Source organism: Sphingopyxis selenitireducens (assembly GCF_051550705.1).
Lineage (GTDB): Bacteria > Pseudomonadota > Alphaproteobacteria > Sphingomonadales > Sphingomonadaceae > Sphingopyxis.
On sequence record NZ_JBPULG010000004.1, the window covers coordinates 343,177 to 360,502 of the forward strand.

Consider the following 17,326-nt stretch of genomic DNA (forward strand, 5'->3'; position numbering starts at 1 on the left):
CTTCAGGCTCTTGCTGGCGGGCCGCGGAGCGGCGGGCGTAAGCGGGGCGCGCGCGCGGCACGCGCCGAAGGCCGGGCCGTGGAGCCCAGGAGCAGGATGAAAAGCAGCGCGAGCACGAGCAGCGCGGGGTCGGCTACAGCAATCGAACCATGGCCGAGCGCGGTGAAGGCACATTCGCCTCCGCCGACATGCTTGCCAGCCTGCTTCCCGCTGTCATCGAACTCGATGGCGATCTGGCGGGCAATGGGTGCGCCCATGCCGTCCGCGCAGACGATCACATCGAACGTGCGCGAGTGGCTCGGGCCAATCATATAACCTGCAGGGACGAGCGCCTTGATCAGCAGCGCAAGACTCACCAGCCACAGGGCCAGCCCGCGATGGCGATCTAACATGGCGCGAACCCCGTGCATGTCGGGGCGCATAGGCGAAAGCGCGCGTTCTGTCACCAACGCACCCGGGCGCGAGCGAACGCCATGGCTCCGGTCGGCTGCGTCTTGCGCCTGACAGTCTCGGCGGCCGATCCGTCGGACGCCCACGCCTGCCTGGCGGGTCACGGCGACGCTGACATTCTGGTCGCGATCCGACTGCAATTGCCAAGGCTTCCATGATCCTGCATTCGGCGACCCTGCCTTGTCTGGACTGTGCGACCATCTGCTCAAGTTCGCGCCGGAACACAGCGAGGTCGGCGATCTTGCGCTCGACATCCGCCAGATGATCGAACGGGACGGAATCGACCGCGTCGCAGCGCATATGCAAGATAGCCTGCGAGATGGGGACTCCGGGCAGCCAATTATGGCTCTGACATAAATCCCGGCGGTGCCTCAGTCGGAGCTGTTATTGGTCGGCCCTTACGTCGGCGCTCACACGTCGATCGGCGTCCTCAATAGGCTTGATCGAACAAGGGCGCGTTGGCGACCCAGCTCGGCCCGCCTCCAAGCAGGCGGCAGTCGATCGTAACGATATAGGAATCGCTTGTCGGTTCCAAAGACAGGAGCCGGAAGGCAAGCGGGCTATAGACGCTTCTCGTGCGCAGGAATCCGCCGATGGGGCGGATTGCAGGGTCGGCTCGGCCGCTCCGCTTGCTCATCATGAAAGCGTGAATATGGCCGAGCTTGTCGCCATCGCGGGTCTTTACGGCCATCGCATCGCCCTTGCTCGATTGGCACAGCAACTGGGTGGACTCGTCAACTTCGGCCATGGGTTCTCCTTTGTAGGTCTTACAACCAGCGAGGGCAGTGGGGATTCCGTCCTCCACCGAGGCGAACGCCCGCACTTATTGTCGACGTCGACAAATTTTGGTTGACGATCGCGCGGGGGGTTCATACCCATGCCGAGGGAGATCGATCAGCAGCAAGAAAGGGGCGTGCTTGTCGCGCACAGACTGCATCATGAGGCAACCAAGAAAATATCGACGGGTTCAGCTAAAGCGCATGCTGCGCTGTGGTTTCGCCTTGGCGCTTCTGGCGCCAGCGAACGCTGCGGCTCAGGCTGTTCCGGATCAGCCCCTCCTGCGCCTCGAGTTCGAAGGCGCCGCCGCCACCGCTGCGTCCGGCGTCCGGATCGCGACCCAGTTTCCCGAACCCGATTTCGTGCCGGGCGTCACCGGCCAGGCATGGCGAAGCGACGGTTTCTCCAGCTCGGCGACCGTGCCACTCGCGCTTTCGCCTGCGGGCGGCTTCACGGTCAAAGCCTGGGTCGCGCTGGAAAGCTATCCTTCGGCGATCGAGGCGCCGACCGATCAGCAGACGGCGGCATCGATCATCCAGCAGGCGAGCCGCGATGCGGGGTTCGACGTCTTCATCGATACCTACGGCCGCTGGGGTCTGCGCGTGTCGACCGCGCGGGGTATTCGAGAAGTTCGAGCGGCAAAGCCATTCCCGCTATACGCCTGGGCACAGGTCGGGGCGAGCTACGACCCTGCCAGTGGCACGGCAACGCTCTACTTGAACGGTACGGCTGTCGGCCAGGATGCGAAAGGCGGTCCGGCCGCCTTCAAGCCGGCGCGGGCCAATCTCGAAATCGCCAAGAGCTGGCGGGATGCGCCGATGCTGGTCTTCAACGTCAACGGGCTCAATGGTGCGTTCGACAATGTCGAGATCTACGACCGCGCCATACCCGCAAGCCAGATCGCCGACGCGGCGGGGCCGCCGCCGATCGCAACCGCGGCGCTGGCTGTTCCGCCGTCGCGGTTTGCGGCGGACCGGCAGCGGCCGCGCTATCACGCCATGCCGCCGGCAAACTGGACCAACGAGCCGCATGGCCTGATCCGACGGGGGGATATGTGGCACCTCTTCTATCAGCGCACGCCGAACGGTCCCTACAAAACGCAAATGGTGTGGGGCCATATGGTCAGCAAGGATCTGATCCACTGGGTGAACCTGCAGGATGCGCTGCGCCCGCAATTACAGAACGATCACTTCGGCTTCGACATGAAGGGCATCTGGTCGGGCGATGTGGTGACCGGTGACGACGGCAAGGCCTATGCGTTCTACACGAGCGTCAATCATTCTCCCGACATCTACAATCCGGGCATATCGGTCGCGGTGAGCGACGACGAATATCTTCGCGGCTGGAGCAAGCTGGGTCCAGTTCTCGATCGCACCGGACTGCGCGATTTCCGCGATCCCTATCTGTGGAAAGACAATGGCGCCTGGCATATGATCGTCGGCGCCGCGATGCTCGGGCAAGGCGGCGGTCTCGCTTACTATCGCTGCGATGGCGCCCTGTCGGATACCAAATGCTGGAAGAAGCAGCCCGACTTCGCTCCTTTCGGCAAGATGGATATCGGATCGGACATCTGGGAAATGCCCGTGTTCGAAAAGCTCGCGGGGGACAAATATCTCCTGGTCGCCAATCCGATCGGCGGGAGCGTCAGCAAATATGGCAAGAAGGCCACGCGCGGGGTCTATTGGATCGGCCGGTGGGACGGGAGCAGGTTCCAGCCTGACGATGTCTCCCCGAAAATGCTTGATCTCATTCCCGGGCATCTAAGCCCGACCGTCAGCCGCATGGCCTCGGGAGAGCTTGTCGGTATCGGCATTGTCGACGAACGGCGGACGACCGAGGCGCAGTTGAAGGCCGGCTGGGCGCACACCTTCGCGCTGCCACGGGTTTATCGTCTCATGCCCGACGGCAAGACGCTGGGCCAGGCCCCGCTTCCCGCGCTTCAGGGCCTGCGCCAAAGCGCGCATGCCGAGGGCAAGGCGTTATCGGTGACGGGAGACCGGAAGATTGCGGATTTTGGCAGCGCTTATGAGCTGATCGCCGACTTCTCGGACGTGCCGCCGACCGGCAAATATGGCGTCTACATTCACGCTTCGGCGGACGGACCCGAAGTCACGCGGATCTACTATGACCGGGAAGCGCGCCAGATCGTTCTCGATAAGCGTAAATCCTCGACTGGCGGGGAGAGTGAAGGGCCTTTGTTGCTGACCGGCGATTATGATGTTGCGGCTTTCGGCGAACCCAGAAGCTTCCATGTTTTTGTCGACCATTCGGTTGTTGACGTGTTCGTCAATGACGCTGCCGCTTTTTCGTTTCGCGTCTATCCGGCAAATCCTGAAAGCGGGGCTTTGGGCTTGATGTCCGAGGGGCCGGCAAAAGCCAATATCCAGGCCTGGGCGCTGGATCTTCAGCCTGCCGGTACAGCGGGAGAGTGAATGTCAGGCGCTTGCGCGCCGAATGAGAGGACAGGGTAGTCGCTCAACGACCTCATTGTCGGCTTCACCACCCAGCATCGCGAGCAATTTGTCGGCGGCGCGCATCCCGATCTCATAATAAGGCAGCGCGACCGTGGTGAGCTGCGGAACGGTGCGGGTAGAGATCATCTGGAAATCGTCGAAGCCGACGATCGCGATGTCTTCGGGGACGGCGAGCCCCAGAGACATGGCGGCAAAGATCGATTGCATCGCGATTTCGTCATCGCCCGAAAGCAGCGCGGTGGGCCGCTCGCCGGGCGGAGCTGACAAAATCTCCCGGACAACTTCATAGGCGCAGATGGTTTCGCCGCCTTCAGGCCCTTCATATCCCGACGTGACCCACTTCGGGTTGACCGCGAAGTCGTGGTTGCGCATCACATCCTCAAACGCTTGCCGCCGCAGCCGCGCGGCTATGATCGCGGGGTTCAGCGTTATATAGCCGATCCGGCTATGGCCCGAGGCGATGAGATAGGAGGTCGCGCCTTCCTCGCCGCCATAATCGTCGGGCAATACGGCCGGCACATCGTCGCGGCCTTCAGCAAAGCAATTGACCAGCACGGTCGGGATCGCATGCGCCTCAGGATCGAACGCGATGCCGCGATGGTACATCGTCGCGTACAGGACCCCGTCGATCCGATGTTCTCTGAAGGTCCGCCAGACCTTGTTTTCCTCCTCGAGCGTACCCGAGGTGTTGGCGATCAAGATGCTTTGTCCCGAGGTCGAGATGCGGTCCTGGATGCCGCGAATGAGATCGACGGAATTGGGCGTGGTGGAGACTACGTCGGTAATGACCCCGAGCACGCCCGATCGGTTGGTGCGAACCATGCGTGCTGCCAGATTGGGAATATAATTCAGCTCGGCAATCGCCTCTTCAACGCGGACCCGGGTCTTCTTGCTGATATTCGGCTCGCCATTGACCACACGCGACACAGTCCGATCCGATACTCCCGCCCGCGCCGCAACGTCTTTGATTGTTTGCAAGAAGGTCCCTCTCCAGATTCTTCGTCGCTCGTCACCCTTCTCCAGAGAAGGCCAGGATAATTTACTACCATGAGCCCGACGTGCTGGCCATCCGGTTGTCGACGTCGACAAAACAAATTGACGACGTCGACAATTTTATGCTTATTGCCCGCCAGCCGGTCAGCGAATCGGTCGAAACTAACGAAAAGGGGCCCTGTGGCGGCCTTGGGGAGGACAAGATGAAAATCTCTTTCATTCGCTCGATCGGATTGTGCGGCGCGTCGATCCTCGCGCTGTCGCTGGGCACGACGGCGTTCGCGCAGACGGCCGATGACGCAAACGCAACGGCCAGATCCGCCGATGCCTCGGACGCAGCGAAGAAGGACGATGAAATCATCGTGACCGGCGTGGTCAACAAGACGCGCAAGGTCGACACGACCTTCACGATCGACACGCTCGACCAGAAGCAGATTCAGCAGCTGGCGCCGATCAGCACCGCCGATCTGCTCAACAACATCCCCGGCTTCTTCGCCGAAGGCAGCACCGCGGGCGAGCGCAGCAACAATGTCACGGTGCGCGGATTGCCGAGCAGCGGCTATCGCTATGCGCCGCAGCTTGTCGACGGCATGCCGGTGTATCAGGATTCCGATGTGCCGTTCGCCAACAGCGACGTCTTCTTCAGCAACGACCTGATGACCGATCGCGTCGAGGCCATCAAGGGCGGCCCGGGCGGCATCATCTATTCGAACGGCCTGGGCGGCGTCGTGAACTACATCACGAAGACCGGCGGGGACTCTTTCGAAGGGGCCTACAAGCTCGAACTTGCGGATTACGACTTCATTCGCAACGACCTGTTTTTCTCAGGGCCGATCAGCAAGAATCTCCACTTCGCGATCGGAGGCTTTTACCGGACGTCGGGCGGCCTGCGCGACACCGGCTACACCGCCGACAAAGGGGGCCAGATCCGCGGCAACCTGACCTATCAAAGCGATGATGGGTCGACCAATCTCGGCTTCTACGCGACATTCCTCAATGACCGTGCCGCGGTCTACAACAACATCCCGTTCCAGGTTCCCGGCTTCTCGCAGCCGGGCACAGCCGACGATCCGATCTATATCGATCCGAAGACGGTCGAGCCCATTGGTATCGGCTTCCGCGACGGGACCCTGCTTTCGCCCGCGAACCGCTATGTCACGCAGGTCGACGGCAACGGCCAGACGACCGTCGCCGATCTGGCCGATGGCATCCATCCGAAATTCACCACCTTGGCCGTCACATTCTCGAAGGAACTCGATTCCGGATGGCGCTTCAATTTCAATGCAAATTATGTTGACGGAACGTCGGGGTTCAATGCGCTTTTCGCTGGTAACGATGCCGCGACGGCCGGAAATTTCCTGAACGATCGTTACGTCAACGACTTCCTGCAGCCGGCATTTGACGCCAACTGGCAGCTATCGGAAGGCACGCCGAACAACGCGCCCTTCTATAACCGCAATGTCCTGGCGGCCTATTTCAACGCCGCGAATCCCGCCGACTTCAACAACAATTACAAGAACCCGATCCTCAATGCAGGCTTTGCCAACTTCAACGAGATCCGGGCCCTCTATGGCCAGAATCAGACGATCGCCGGAGCGGGCGGCAGACTGGCCGCCTTCAACGTCAGCGACGGGCAGCCTATCGCCGCCGGCAGCAATCTGAGTTTCCAGATCCCGTGGATCGTCCAGTCGAAGCTGGAAAGTGCCACGCAGAATTTGACGATCCAGAAGGAGTTTCAGTTCCTCGGGCGTCATAACCTGACCTTCGGCGGCTATCACAGCACCAATAGCGACAGCTATAATTTCCAGGCCAGCCTGACGATCTCGACTCTCGCGTCGCCGTCCGAACTGGTGGACATTTTTCTGGTCGACGCAAACGGCAACAAGGTCGCGCCGCTGTCGCTCAATGGCAGCTATCTTCCGAGCATTTACGGCAACGCAGCAACCGGCGACGCGGAAAATTTCGCCGGCTATATCCAGGATCATTGGGAAACGCTCGACGGCAAGCTGCGGATCGATGCAGGATTTCGCTGGGAGCGCGAAAAGCTCAACATCAAGTTTCAGAACCGCAACGTCCCTGTCGCGCAGTTTCCGGGCGGCGCGCAGAGCGGCAACCGGGCACTGGCGTCCATCCAGACGCTCGGACCTCCGCAATATCTGAATGAAAGCTACACGGGGACGGGCTGGGCGATCGGTGCGAATTACTCGCTGAAGGACAATCTGGCGGTCTATGGGCTGGCCGCCAAATCCTTCCGCCTCCCGAGCTTCAACGACGGGGTGGCCTTTGCCCAGTCGGCGCCGCAAGGCGACCCGGTGGAGAAAATCACCCAGTTCGAAGGCGGCATCCGTTTCCGCTCCCGCTTCGTCGATGCAAGCGCCACGGGCTTCTACAACAAGTTCACGCCGCGCACGTTGATCAACCAATATGCCGACATCGCGGATCCCTCGTGCAACTCGGGGCTCGGGACGTCTATCACCGCCTGTCCGATCGTCAGTGAGGCTTATTCCTACGGCACCACCAACTATGGTGCGGAGCTGGAACTCGTCGTCCGTCCCCCGTTCATCCCGGGCTTCGACCTGTCTGCAAATGTCACCTTGCAGGACCCGAAGGTCAATGGCTCCAGCTTCACCATCGTCAATCAGACCGGCCCGAACAGCTATGCCTTCGCAACGGTGAGCCAGGATGGCAGGCGCGAAGGCCGGCAGGCGGTGTCCACGGTGTTCATTCGCCCGCGCCTGGATCTGAAACCGATGACTGGCCTTCCGGTCAAATTATACGGCAGCTATGAACATCGTTCGTCGCGCTATTCGAACTCGCAGGATCTGAACGTCACGGTCTATCCGTCCTACTATATCGTCGACGCCGGCGCCTTATGGGATGTGACCGATCGGCTCTCGCTTCAGGTTCATGCCGCAAACCTGACCAATCAGCTTTCGTTCACCGAGGGCGATCCCTTGTTCTTCGATCTCAAGGCGCCGAATGGAACGAGCAATCGCGGCGTCGCCCGGCCCTTGTTCGGGCGCACGTTTCGAATGATGGTCAATTATCGCTTCTGATCGCAGCGCAGCGATGGAGATTCTCTTCTAGTTATCTCCATCGCTGCGCCCGCCCGCTTTCGGCGGTATAGCCCTTCGCAGCCCCTCCGGATTTCGCCAATCTTCGATGAGCAGAATTAGGTACGCAACAAGTGTCCAGGTCGAACAAGATTTTTGCTGCGATTGAGGCTGGCGGAACCAAGGTTCTTTGCGCGCTTGCGGCCGCCGATGGCAGCATCTTGTCACAGACCAGAATTCCGACCCGAGGCCCGGCGGAAACATTGGACGCGATCAAGGCCTTCTATGAGGAACAGACCGAGGTATTCGGTCATCCTATCTCGGCTGGCATCGCAAGCTTCGGACCGATCGACCTTGACCGGACATCGCCGGGCTATGGGCGGCTCACCACCACGCCAAAAGCAGGATGGTCCGATTTCGACCTCCTCGGTGCCATACAGACCAGTCTCGGGGTTCCAACCGCGATCGATACCGACGTAAATTGCGCAGCCTTGGCGGAAGGAGCAGCGGGCGCGGCGGCCGGTTTGTCGCGCTACTGCTACATGACTGTCGGCACCGGCATCGGTGTCGGCATCGTTGAGGGCGGCAAGACCAGCCAAGGGACAGGCCATCCCGAGGTCGGCCATATCCGCCTCTCGCGGGCACGAGGCGATGATTTTGCCGGCATATGCCCCTATCATGGTGACTGCGCGGAAGGCCTCGCGAGCGGCCCGGCGATGAAGGCGCGCTGGGAAAAGAGCGCGGAGGATCTTGAGATCGGTCATCCGGCCTGGGAAATCGAAGCCCATTACATCGCCGCGATCTGCGCCAATTTGACCTACAGCCAGCGGCCCGAGCGGATCATCATCGGCGGTGGGGTGCTCGAACGCTCGACTCTCTACAACCGCATTCGCGTGCATTTCGAGGAACTGACGCGCGGCTATGCCCTCGATCAGTTCAGCCGCGATGCCGAGACCTATATCGCCCGGCCGCAGCTGGTCGATCCGTCGCCCGGTTTGGTCGGCGCCCTCCAGCTTGCGCAAACGATAGATCATGCCGGGTAAGGCGAAGTCCATCTTTTGCGCCCTCGCGTTTTGCCTCTCCGGATGCGGAGAAGCGCCCGTTGCGGACGGGCGCACCGAGCTGACCTTGTGGAAAAATCTGGCCGGCCTCGACGAGGAAGCCGCCACCAAGGCCGCGATCGACCGGTTCAACGCGTCGCAGACCAAATGGCATGTGCGCGCCCAGTCCCTGCCGCAGGGCGCCTATTCGCAATCGGTGGTGTCCGCTTCGCTGTCCGGCCGGATGCCGTGCATCATGACGGTCGACAATCCGCAAGTGGCGCGCTTCGTCTGGGCAGGACATCTGCAGCGATTGCAAGGCCATGTTCCCGAGGCCTTGCTCAAAACTGTCAGCCCCGCCGCCATCGGACGCTTCGAAGGGCGGGTCTATTCGGTGGGCCAGTTCGATGCCGCGCTGGCCATCTTCACCAGACGCACGACGCTTGCTAAAATCGGCGCGCGCGTCCCGACGCTGGATCAGCCCTGGTCGCTCAAGGAATTCGATGGCGTTCTCGAAAAACTGAAAGCAACCGGAGCGTATCGCTACCCGCTCGATTTTTCGAACAGCGATCCCAAGGCCGATTGGTGGACCTATGGCTATAGTCCGATCCTGCAGAGCTTTGGCGGCGACCTGATCAAGCCCGCGTCGATGAGTACGGCAGAGGGTGTCCTTAACGGAGCGAGTGGCCAGCGCTTCGGCAACTGGTTCCAATCGCTCTTTTCCAGAGGCCTGGTCAATCGCATGGAGCCCGACCAGAGCGCCTTCATCAAAGGCCGCGCGGCCCTCGTCTATACCGGCAATTGGTGGACGCCCGCGTACCGCGAACATGCGAAGGACGATCTGTTGATCCTGCCGCCTCCCGATTTCGGCAACGGGGTGGTGATCGGCGGGGGGAGCTGGCAATGGGCGATCAGCAAGGCTTGCCCTCATCCCGATGGAGCCGGCGCGTTCATCAGCTTTCTTATGCAGCCGCGCGAAGTCGCGCGCATGTCCGATGCGATCGGCCTCGTTCCTGTGACCGCCGAAGGCGCGGCCCTGTCGAAGGAATACCGCCCCGGCGGACGCAACCGCATCTTCTTCGACATGCTCCAGCGCTTTGCCCGGCAACGGCCGTCGACACCCGCCTTCACCGAGATTTCCAACGCCTTTTACAAGGGGACGCGGAACATCATGGACGGCAAGGACGTGCAGGACTCGCTCGACGATGCGGCCGATGAAATCGACAATGCGCTGGCTGACAATGACAGCGGCCTCACCCGTCCGCACCAAAGGGCCAGACCATGAGCGGGTCCGTTGCCAGGGGCGGTGGCACCCGCCGTGCCGCGATGTGGTTCGGAGCGCCTGCTTTCATCGGGCTCGTCATGTTCGTTCTCATCCCGGTGCTGATGTCGTTTGCGCTTACCTTCACCAATCAGCGGCTCGTGTCGCCCGATCCCGGAGAATTCGTCGGGACCGAGAACTACCAGCGGCTGCTTTCCATAAGCTATCTGGTGCAATCGCCCGAGCGGGACTCAGCTGGGCACATCATGACCGACAGCCGAGGCGAGCCGCAATATGCCCGGGCGCGGTCGATCACGCGCAGCGATCCGGCCTATGCGGGGTATCGCCCGATGACCGAATATCGCTGGGGTGACAAACGTGTTTCGATCCTCGCCAAGGATCCCGAGTTTCTTCAGTCGCTGCTCAATACCTTCCTGTTCGCGCTCCTGGTCGTCCCGCTCCAATGCACCGCCGCGCTGGTGATGGCGTTGCTGGTCAATTCCGGGCTGAAGGGGCAGGTGGTGTTTCGCGGGATATTCTTCTCGCCGGTCGTGATGTCGATGGTGATTGTCTCCGTCGTCTGGGCCTTCTTGTTCGACAAGGATCTGGGCCTGTTCAACGCGCTCCTGTCCTTCGTCAGTTTCGGCGCTTTTCAGCCCGTCGACTGGCTGGGCAATGCTCACACCGCGATGCCGGCGCTCGCGATCATGTCGGCCTGGCAGGGCGCCGGTTTCCAGATGCTGATCCTTCTCGCCGGCCTTCAGGGCATCTCGCAGGAGCTTTATGATGCCGCGAAGATCGATGGCGCCAATGCATGGCAGCGGTTCTGGAATATCACCATTCCCGGCCTGCGCCAGACCATCACCTTTGTTTTGATCGTGACGACAATTGCGGCGCTCGGCCTGTTCACACAGGTCGACGTGATGACCCAGGGTGGGCCGCAGAACGCGACCTCCACCGTGATGTTCCAGGCGATCCAACGGGGCGTCCGCGAAGAGAATATCGCCTATGGTTCGACGATCTCGATTGTCTATTTCGGGATCATCACGATCCTGATCCTGTTGCAACAGGCTGTGCAGCGCCGGCGCGCGAGAATGAAGTCATGACGCCTGCCCAGCGCAAAAATCTGCCGGTCCGTTTTGCCCTCTATGCGCTGCTGGCGTTGCTCTCGGCGCTTTTCATTTTTCCGTTCCTGTTCATGCTCGCGTCGTCGCTTAAAGGGAATGACGCGATCTTCGCCGACGTTGAATCGCTGCGCGCCGTGCTGCCGGTTGGTGACCTGACCTGGGCCAATTACAACGCCGTCTTTCAGCGGGGCAATATTGGCCATTTCCTGCTCAATTCCGTGATCATAACGGTTGTGACCGTAGCGCTTGGACTGTTTGTCAACAGCCTCGCAGCCTACGCGCTGGCACGGCTGGAATGGCGCGGAAAGCAGGCGGTCCTGGTCGTGCTGGTCGTACTCCTGGCGGTGCCATTGGAGGCCATCAGCGTCCCGATGATGCTGCTCGTAACCAAGCTGCCGGGCCTTGATTTCAGCGACGGGATCGCTCTCACCCGCTCGTGGCTCGATACGATCTATGTCCAGATCATTCCCTTCATCGCCAACGCCTTTTCGATATTCCTGTTCTACCAGTTCTTCCGCGACATTCCGAAAGACTTCGACGAGGCGGCCTATATCGACGGCGCGACCCCCTTCCAGGTTTACCGCCACGTCATCGTGCCATCCTCGATGCAGGTCTTCGCTACCGTGACGATCCTGCAGGGGCTCGCGATGTGGAACCAGTATCTTTGGCCGGTCATCACTGTTCCGGGCGAGGAAGCCCGCCCGTTGATGATCGGTATGCAGCAATTTTTCTCCGCGCGGCGGGTCGAGTGGGGCGAGGTCATGGCCTACGCGTCGGTGATCACCGTTCCCATCCTGCTCGCCTTCATCTTCTTCCAGCGCTGGTTCGTCCGCAGCGTGGTCGGCAGCGGCGTCAAGGGCTGAGGGAGCATCATGCCAGCAACATTGGAACTGAGAGACATCCGCAAGGAATATGGCGGCACCGAGATCATCAAGGGAGTCAGCCTTACGGTCGCTCCGTCTGAATTCCTGGTGCTGGTCGGCCCATCGGGGTGCGGCAAGTCGACGCTGCTCCGGATGATCGCCGGCCTCGAGGAAATCACCTCGGGCGAACTCTATTTCGACGATCAACTGGTCAACGACTGGGATCCGGCCAGGCGGCGCATCGGCATGGTGTTCCAATCCTATGCGCTTTATCCGCACATGACCGTCGAGCAGAATATCGGGTTCGGCCTCAAGCTGGCGAAAAAGCCGCGGGCCGAGCGAGAACAGCGCGTGGAAGAAGCGCTGCGCGTACTCCAGCTGACGGACTTGCGCCATCACAAGCCGAGCCAGCTTTCCGGCGGCCAGCGCCAGCGCGTGGCGATCGGGCGGGCGATCGTGCGCAAGCCCAACGCCTTCCTGTTCGATGAGCCGCTATCCAACCTCGACGCCGCGCTTCGCGGCCAGATGCGAATGGAAATCGGGCGGCTGCACCAGCGTCTCAAAAATACCGTGGTGTACGTTACCCACGATCAGGTGGAAGCGATGACGCTGGCTGACCGCATTGTCGTTCTGGAAGGCGGCGTGATCCGCCAGGTCGGGACTCCGATGGATCTGTATGAGCGGCCGTCCAATCGCTTTGTCGCGGGGTTTATCGGGACGCCGACAATGGGCTTTCTCGACACGCGACTTGCCGCAGCGGACGACACCGGAGTGTCGGTGACTATTGGTCAGGGCGCAGCGACCAAAGTCGTTCGGCTGCCGTTCGTTGCTCCGAAGCAATCAGAGGATGCGCCGCTGACGCTCGGCATCCGCCCCGAACATGGCCGTATCTGCCCTGCCGATCAGGCGCTTATGTTTGGCGATGTCATCATGCTTGAGCGCCTCGGGGCCGACACCTTTGCCTTTCTCGACGTCGAGGGCGCCGAAGACACGGTCGCGGTAAGGCTTCCCCACGATCATGAGGCGATCGCTCCAGGAACACGTCTTGGTCTGACCTTTGAACCTCAACATTGTCATCTGTTCGCGGCCGATGGCCAGGCCGTCGCGAAAATTCAACCATGACCGGGTTCATCCCGAACCACAATCGAGCGGAAAATCATGCATAAAACTGCCCTCTCCTTGAACGATCAACTCTCCGCGAATGTCGGGGACGAGCCCTTCCGCCCGCAGTTTCATTTCACACCGCGCCAGAACTGGATGAACGACCCCAATGGCCTCGTCTATTTCGAAGGCGAGTATCATTTGTTCTTCCAGTACAATCCGCACGGGATCCAGTGGGGCCATATGAGTTGGGGGCATGCCGTCAGCAGCGACCTCGTGCATTGGACCGAGCTGCCGATCGCGATGCCCGAGCGCGAGTTCATGATCTTCTCGGGTTGTGCGCTCGTCGACTGGGGAAATGTGAGCGGGCTCGGCGATGGCAAGGCGCCCCCCTTGCTTGCATTCTACACCGCGTTCGACGAGGCGCGGCTCAATCAGAGCCAGCATCTGGCGTATAGCCACGACCGTGGCCGCAGCTGGACGCATTACGACGGAAATCCGCTCATCGACCTCGGCATCGAGCATTTCCGCGACCCCAATGTTTTTTATCATTCGGCCAGTGAGGCCTGGATCATGGTGGTTGCCTTGGCGCAGCGGCACCGGCTGCAATTCTACCGCTCGGCCAATTTGCTCGAATGGGAACTCGCCAGCGAATTCGGCCCTGCGGGTTCGACCGCTGGCCAATGGGAATGCCCCGATCTGATCCCGGTCCCCGTCGAGGAAAGCGCCGGCGACACGCGCTGGGTGCTCAAGGTCGACGTCGACAAGGATTTTGTCGCCGGTGGCTCCGGTGCGCAATATTTCGTGGGTGACTTCGATGGCTTTCATTTCAGAATCGATAAGGAGAAAGCGTCGCCCACCGGCGAGCTTGCCGATTTTGGACCCGATTTTTACGCTGCGATCAGCTGGTCCGATCTGCCGTCGGATCAACAATTGCCGATCTGGATCGGTTGGATGTCGAACCATCAGTGCGGCAGGCATTACCCCACGCATCCGTGGCTCGGTTCGCAATCGCTCCCTCGCCAATTGTTCTTGTTCGAAGAAGAGGACAGGTTACGCTTAGGGCAGCGGCCTGTCGCCGCCTTGGACAGCTTGCGCCGGTCGAGCACGGCTGTCGCGGCGCGCAAGCTTCTCACCGGTGAACGATTGGACATCGTGCCGCCGTCGACGGCGTTTGAATGGTCCGCGCACCTTGACTATGAAGAGGGTGGGGCGATCTCGATAATCCTCGCCGATGGAGAAACTCCGCTTCTTACTCTTCTGCTGGACTCGGCTAGCGGCCAGCTCACCTTCGAGCGACATCAGGCGACGAATGTTTCGTCTGCTGAATACGGTCGCAAGATCGTTACGCATCTGCCGCGTGCAGCGAGCTCCGATATTCGGTTACTGTTCGATGGTTCACTTGTAGAAATCTTCATCGATGACGGACGCCGGGTCTATTCGGCCTGCATCTTTCCAGTTGGAGAGCTGAACATCGCATGCTCCGCGATGAAAGGTGCCGTGCAGTTAGGCTCGCTCGGCCTGTGGGCGATCGCTCGATCTATCGACCTTTGAACATGGGATGATCGGCGATCCGTTCGCAAGCAGCGCCTCATGCTGGCGAAAGTGCCGTTGTAAGTGATCGGCATAGTCATCCGCCACTGCGGACGATACGCTTAACCGCGTTGCCAGCGCCGCTCGCCAAGACGAAACACGAGGCAGGCCGGTAAAAATCGGGTTGCTTATCGTTGGTTCGATAACGTCGAAATAGCGGAAGATGGGCGCAAACACCGCATCTACCATGCCGAAGACCACCCCATCGAAATAGGGAGGGGTCTTGAGCATGGCTTCCAATCGCTCAAGCTTGTCCCGAACCATTGTCCGCTTCGTATCTGCTGTCGAGTGATCCGTGGCATTAAGAAATTGCCAAGTGTCTGCAAGGGTGGCCGTCCCGAACTCAACCTAGCTGCGCTGTCGCGCCCGCGCGAGGGCGTTCTCCGAATACATCCTCGCGCCGTTCAAGCTCTCGTCGAGATACTCGCAAATCACCATGCTTTCGAACAGGATCGCGTCCGGTTCCCCGGGTCGCTTCACGATGAGCAGCGGGACCTTTCCGGTTGGCGAAAGCGCGAGGAACCAATCCGGCTTATCTGCGAGATTCGCATCTATCCGTTCGAAGGCGACTCCCTTCTCTAACAGGACGATCGCTGCCCGCTGTACGAACGGGCAGAGCGGATGGCTGACGAGCGTAAGATGGATATCGGGCATGGTCGTCTTTCATAATTCCGAGAGGAAGGGTTCGCAGGTCGCTACTAGAGCAATTGGCCGCCCGAAATGTCGAAGGTCGTGCCGTTCGCCCAGCCCATGTCGTCAGACAGGATGGCGGCGACCGCACCGCCGATATCGTCTGGTTCCCCGACACGGCCCAAGGTGATGCCTTGCGCGACGAAGGCGTTCACATCGTCATTGTCGCGGACAGCACCGCCCCCAAAATCGGTTGCGATGGCGCCGGGCGCGATCGCATTCACCCGGATCTCGCGCGCGCCCAGCTCGACCGCTATATAGCGGGTCAATACTTCGACCGCCGCCTTCATCGCCGCATAGAGGCTGTAGCCTGGAAGGGTGAAGCGCACGAAGCCCGATGAGACATTCAGGATGCGACCACCATCCTCGATGCGCGGCAGCAGCTTCTGGGTCAGGAAGACCGGTCCGCGCAGGTGCGTCGTGACGAGCGATTCAAACTGTTCTTCGGTTGCGTCGGCGAAGTTGGCGAAAAGACCGTTGCCGGCATTGTTGACGAGACAGTCGAACCTATCACGGCCAAACTTCGCGTTCAGCGTGTCAGCCAGTGTATCGGCAAATGCCGCGAAGCTCGCCGTATCGGTGACGTCAAGCGCGAGCATGACGGCCTGACCGCCCCGCGCTTCGATCTCCTCGCGAACGGCATCGGCTTCCGTCACGCCGCTGCGGTAGGTGCCGACGATGTGCACACCGCGTTTGGCGAGATGAAGCGCCATGTTACGGCCGAGGCCGCGGCTGGCGCCGGTGATGAGGGCGATCTGGTTGGTCATGGTCTTTCCTTCGGATGGTCGCGCGGGCGATGATACGGGCCGGCGCTTTTGCGATGTCCTCAAGATAGTCGAGACCGCGCTGCCGCGCCCGCCCGATACGCTCAACATCTTGCCTGATTGTCTCAAGCTCTTTGCCTGGACGCAGGATCGTGCCATAGCGTGGCGATGACCGACCATCTTGACCCGCATCTTGCTATCGCCCTGCGCCACGCCCCATCAGGGCTGACCGTCACGCCGATCCCGCGGCTGGAAATCAGCGTCGGACAAGCCACGACAGCCAAGGCGCCCTGCTTGTACCGGTCGATGATCTGCTTCATTCTTCAAGGGTCGAAGCATGTAGCGATCAACGATGAGCTACTGGATTATGATCCCGCGCATTATCTCATCAGCGCCCTCGATCTGCCCCTGATCGGGCAGATTTTCGATGGCGATGATGGCAAACCTTATGTCGCGGTATCGTTGACGCTGGATGCTGCTCTGCTGGCCGATATCGCGTCGACCATGCCGCAAGTGCGCGATGTCGATCGCCATGATATCGGCATCGCGATCAACCCGATGATGGCGCCCGTGCGCGACACCTTGCACCGCCTCCTGGCGCTGCTCGACACGCCTGCCGATATCCCCGTCCTTGCTCCCATGGTGGAACGAGAATTGCTCTATCGTCTCTTGCAAGGGCCGCAAGGACGTCTGCTACGACAGATTGCGCAGCCCGAGGGCGCGCTAGGCCGCATCCGACGGGCCGTGGGGTGGATCAGGGACAATCAGAATAGGCGGCTCCGCATCGAGGCGCTGTGCGATGCAAGCGGTATGAGCCGCGCCAGCCTGCATCGCCATTTTGTCGCGATGACGGGTCTCAGCCCGCTCCAGTATCAAAAGCAGCTGCGGCTGCAGGAAGCGCGGCAATTGTTGCTCGCGGGTGACCATAGCGCCTCCGATGTAGCGTTTGCGGTTGGCTACGAAAGCGCCTCGCAGTTCAGCCGCGAATATCTCCGGCAGTTCGGCGCTCCGCCGGCGCGCGACGTCCGCCAGATCCGACAGGTGATTGGGGCCGCGGCGCTGGCTTAGACGAGGCTGCGACGCGCGCTTGCTCCGTGCCACAGCGTACATCTAAGCCGCTGGCCGATGGACGCGGCGACG

Annotated in this window: 14 protein-coding genes and 1 pseudogene; 9 read left to right on the top strand and 6 right to left on the bottom strand. The window is 60.9% G+C overall.

All coding sequences use genetic code 11. The annotated features are described in order from the left end of the window. Positions 1-2 precede the first annotated feature (2 nt). Both ACSYDV_RS14935 and ACSYDV_RS14940 read right to left on the bottom strand, forming a co-directional pair. Positions 3-392 carry a DUF2946 family protein gene (locus tag ACSYDV_RS14935; protein ID WP_438324600.1) on the bottom strand — a complete coding sequence of 130 codons (390 nt, stop codon included), beginning with the start codon at positions 390-392 and terminating at the stop codon, positions 3-5. A gap of 488 nt (positions 393-880) precedes the next feature. Further along, positions 881-1,198, bottom strand: a complete 318-nt coding sequence (locus ACSYDV_RS14940; RefSeq protein ID WP_438324601.1) for a PRC-barrel domain-containing protein — start codon at positions 1,196-1,198, stop codon at positions 881-883. Between the two features lie 253 nt (positions 1,199-1,451). Between ACSYDV_RS14940 and ACSYDV_RS14945 the strand changes: the two genes are divergently transcribed. Continuing rightward, on the top strand, positions 1,452-3,659 hold the full coding sequence (locus tag ACSYDV_RS14945; RefSeq protein ID WP_438324602.1) for a GH32 C-terminal domain-containing protein: 2,208 nt from the start codon (positions 1,452-1,454) through the stop codon (positions 3,657-3,659). Positions 3,660-3,662: 3 nt separating this feature from the next. On the opposite strand, the gene ACSYDV_RS14950 is transcribed toward ACSYDV_RS14945, so the two are convergent. Further along, positions 3,663-4,679, bottom strand: a complete 1,017-nt coding sequence (locus tag ACSYDV_RS14950) for a LacI family DNA-binding transcriptional regulator (RefSeq protein ID WP_438324603.1) — start codon at positions 4,677-4,679, stop codon at positions 3,663-3,665. Between the two features lie 218 nt (positions 4,680-4,897). Between ACSYDV_RS14950 and ACSYDV_RS14955 the strand changes: the two genes are divergently transcribed. The 7 genes from ACSYDV_RS14955 to ACSYDV_RS14985 all read left to right on the top strand — a co-directional run bounded on the left by ACSYDV_RS14955 (position 4,898) and on the right by ACSYDV_RS14985 (position 14,693). After that, complete coding sequence (locus tag ACSYDV_RS14955; protein ID WP_438324604.1) at positions 4,898-7,750, top strand: TonB-dependent receptor; 2,853 nt, start codon at positions 4,898-4,900, stop codon at positions 7,748-7,750. A gap of 131 nt (positions 7,751-7,881) precedes the next feature. Further along, the gene (locus ACSYDV_RS14960; protein ID WP_438324605.1) at positions 7,882-8,790 is read left to right on the top strand and encodes an ROK family protein; all 909 of its coding nucleotides are present in this window, start codon (positions 7,882-7,884) and stop codon (positions 8,788-8,790) included. Continuing rightward, positions 8,780-10,072, top strand: coding sequence for an extracellular solute-binding protein (locus tag ACSYDV_RS14965; RefSeq protein WP_438324606.1), 1,293 nt, complete (start codon positions 8,780-8,782; stop codon positions 10,070-10,072). The genes ACSYDV_RS14960 and ACSYDV_RS14965 overlap by 11 nt, the downstream gene beginning before the upstream one ends. Then, positions 10,069-11,154 (top strand): carbohydrate ABC transporter permease, encoded by a 1,086-nt coding sequence (locus ACSYDV_RS14970; RefSeq protein WP_438324607.1) that lies wholly within the window; start codon positions 10,069-10,071, stop codon positions 11,152-11,154. The genes ACSYDV_RS14965 and ACSYDV_RS14970 overlap by 4 nt, the downstream gene beginning before the upstream one ends. Further along, a complete protein-coding gene (locus tag ACSYDV_RS14975) occupies positions 11,151-12,038 on the top strand; it encodes a carbohydrate ABC transporter permease (RefSeq protein WP_438324608.1) in 888 nt (295 codons plus the stop codon). The genes ACSYDV_RS14970 and ACSYDV_RS14975 overlap by 4 nt, the downstream gene beginning before the upstream one ends. Before the next feature lie 9 nt (positions 12,039-12,047). Continuing rightward, positions 12,048-13,160, top strand: a complete 1,113-nt coding sequence (locus tag ACSYDV_RS14980; RefSeq protein WP_438324609.1) for an ABC transporter ATP-binding protein — start codon at positions 12,048-12,050, stop codon at positions 13,158-13,160. Between the two features lie 36 nt (positions 13,161-13,196). Further along, positions 13,197-14,693: a glycoside hydrolase family 32 protein gene (locus tag ACSYDV_RS14985; RefSeq protein ID WP_438324610.1), complete on the top strand. Its 1,497-nt coding sequence runs from the start codon at positions 13,197-13,199 to the stop codon at positions 14,691-14,693. On the opposite strand, the pseudogene ACSYDV_RS14990 reads toward ACSYDV_RS14985, so the two are convergent. The 3 genes and pseudogenes from ACSYDV_RS14990 to ACSYDV_RS15000 all read right to left on the bottom strand — a co-directional run. After that, a pseudogene (locus ACSYDV_RS14990) lies at positions 14,646-15,017 on the bottom strand (glutathione S-transferase family protein); the annotation flags it as partial. The gene ACSYDV_RS14985 and the pseudogene ACSYDV_RS14990 overlap by 48 nt on opposite strands. A gap of 63 nt (positions 15,018-15,080) precedes the next feature. Beyond that, the gene (locus ACSYDV_RS14995) at positions 15,081-15,386 is read right to left on the bottom strand and encodes a glutathione S-transferase family protein (RefSeq protein ID WP_438324611.1); all 306 of its coding nucleotides are present in this window, start codon (positions 15,384-15,386) and stop codon (positions 15,081-15,083) included. A gap of 44 nt (positions 15,387-15,430) precedes the next feature. Next, on the bottom strand, positions 15,431-16,189 hold the full coding sequence (locus tag ACSYDV_RS15000) for an SDR family NAD(P)-dependent oxidoreductase (RefSeq protein ID WP_438324612.1): 759 nt from the start codon (positions 16,187-16,189) through the stop codon (positions 15,431-15,433). Between the two features lie 165 nt (positions 16,190-16,354). On the opposite strand from ACSYDV_RS15000, the gene ACSYDV_RS15005 reads away from it, so the two are divergent. Beyond that, positions 16,355-17,254, top strand: a complete 900-nt coding sequence (locus tag ACSYDV_RS15005; protein WP_438324613.1) for an AraC family transcriptional regulator — start codon at positions 16,355-16,357, stop codon at positions 17,252-17,254. Positions 17,255-17,326: the final 72 nt, after the last annotated feature.

Coding starts and splice junctions, on each gene's coding strand:
- ACSYDV_RS14935 (WP_438324600.1), bottom strand. CDS start 392: ATGTTAGATCGCCATCGCGGGCTGGCCCTGTGGCTGGTGAGTCTTGCG.
- ACSYDV_RS14940 (WP_438324601.1), bottom strand. CDS start 1,198: ATGGCCGAAGTTGACGAGTCCACCCAGTTGCTGTGCCAATCGAGCAAG.
- ACSYDV_RS14955 (WP_438324604.1), top strand. CDS start 4,898: ATGAAAATCTCTTTCATTCGCTCGATCGGATTGTGCGGCGCGTCGATC.
- ACSYDV_RS14965 (WP_438324606.1), top strand. CDS start 8,780: ATGCCGGGTAAGGCGAAGTCCATCTTTTGCGCCCTCGCGTTTTGCCTC.
- ACSYDV_RS14970 (WP_438324607.1), top strand. CDS start 10,069: ATGAGCGGGTCCGTTGCCAGGGGCGGTGGCACCCGCCGTGCCGCGATG.
- ACSYDV_RS14975 (WP_438324608.1), top strand. CDS start 11,151: ATGACGCCTGCCCAGCGCAAAAATCTGCCGGTCCGTTTTGCCCTCTAT.
- ACSYDV_RS14980 (WP_438324609.1), top strand. CDS start 12,048: ATGCCAGCAACATTGGAACTGAGAGACATCCGCAAGGAATATGGCGGC.
- ACSYDV_RS14985 (WP_438324610.1), top strand. CDS start 13,197: ATGCATAAAACTGCCCTCTCCTTGAACGATCAACTCTCCGCGAATGTC.
- ACSYDV_RS14995 (WP_438324611.1), bottom strand. CDS start 15,386: ATGCCCGATATCCATCTTACGCTCGTCAGCCATCCGCTCTGCCCGTTC.
- ACSYDV_RS15000 (WP_438324612.1), bottom strand. CDS start 16,189: ATGACCAACCAGATCGCCCTCATCACCGGCGCCAGCCGCGGCCTCGGC.
- ACSYDV_RS15005 (WP_438324613.1), top strand. CDS start 16,355: ATGACCGACCATCTTGACCCGCATCTTGCTATCGCCCTGCGCCACGCC.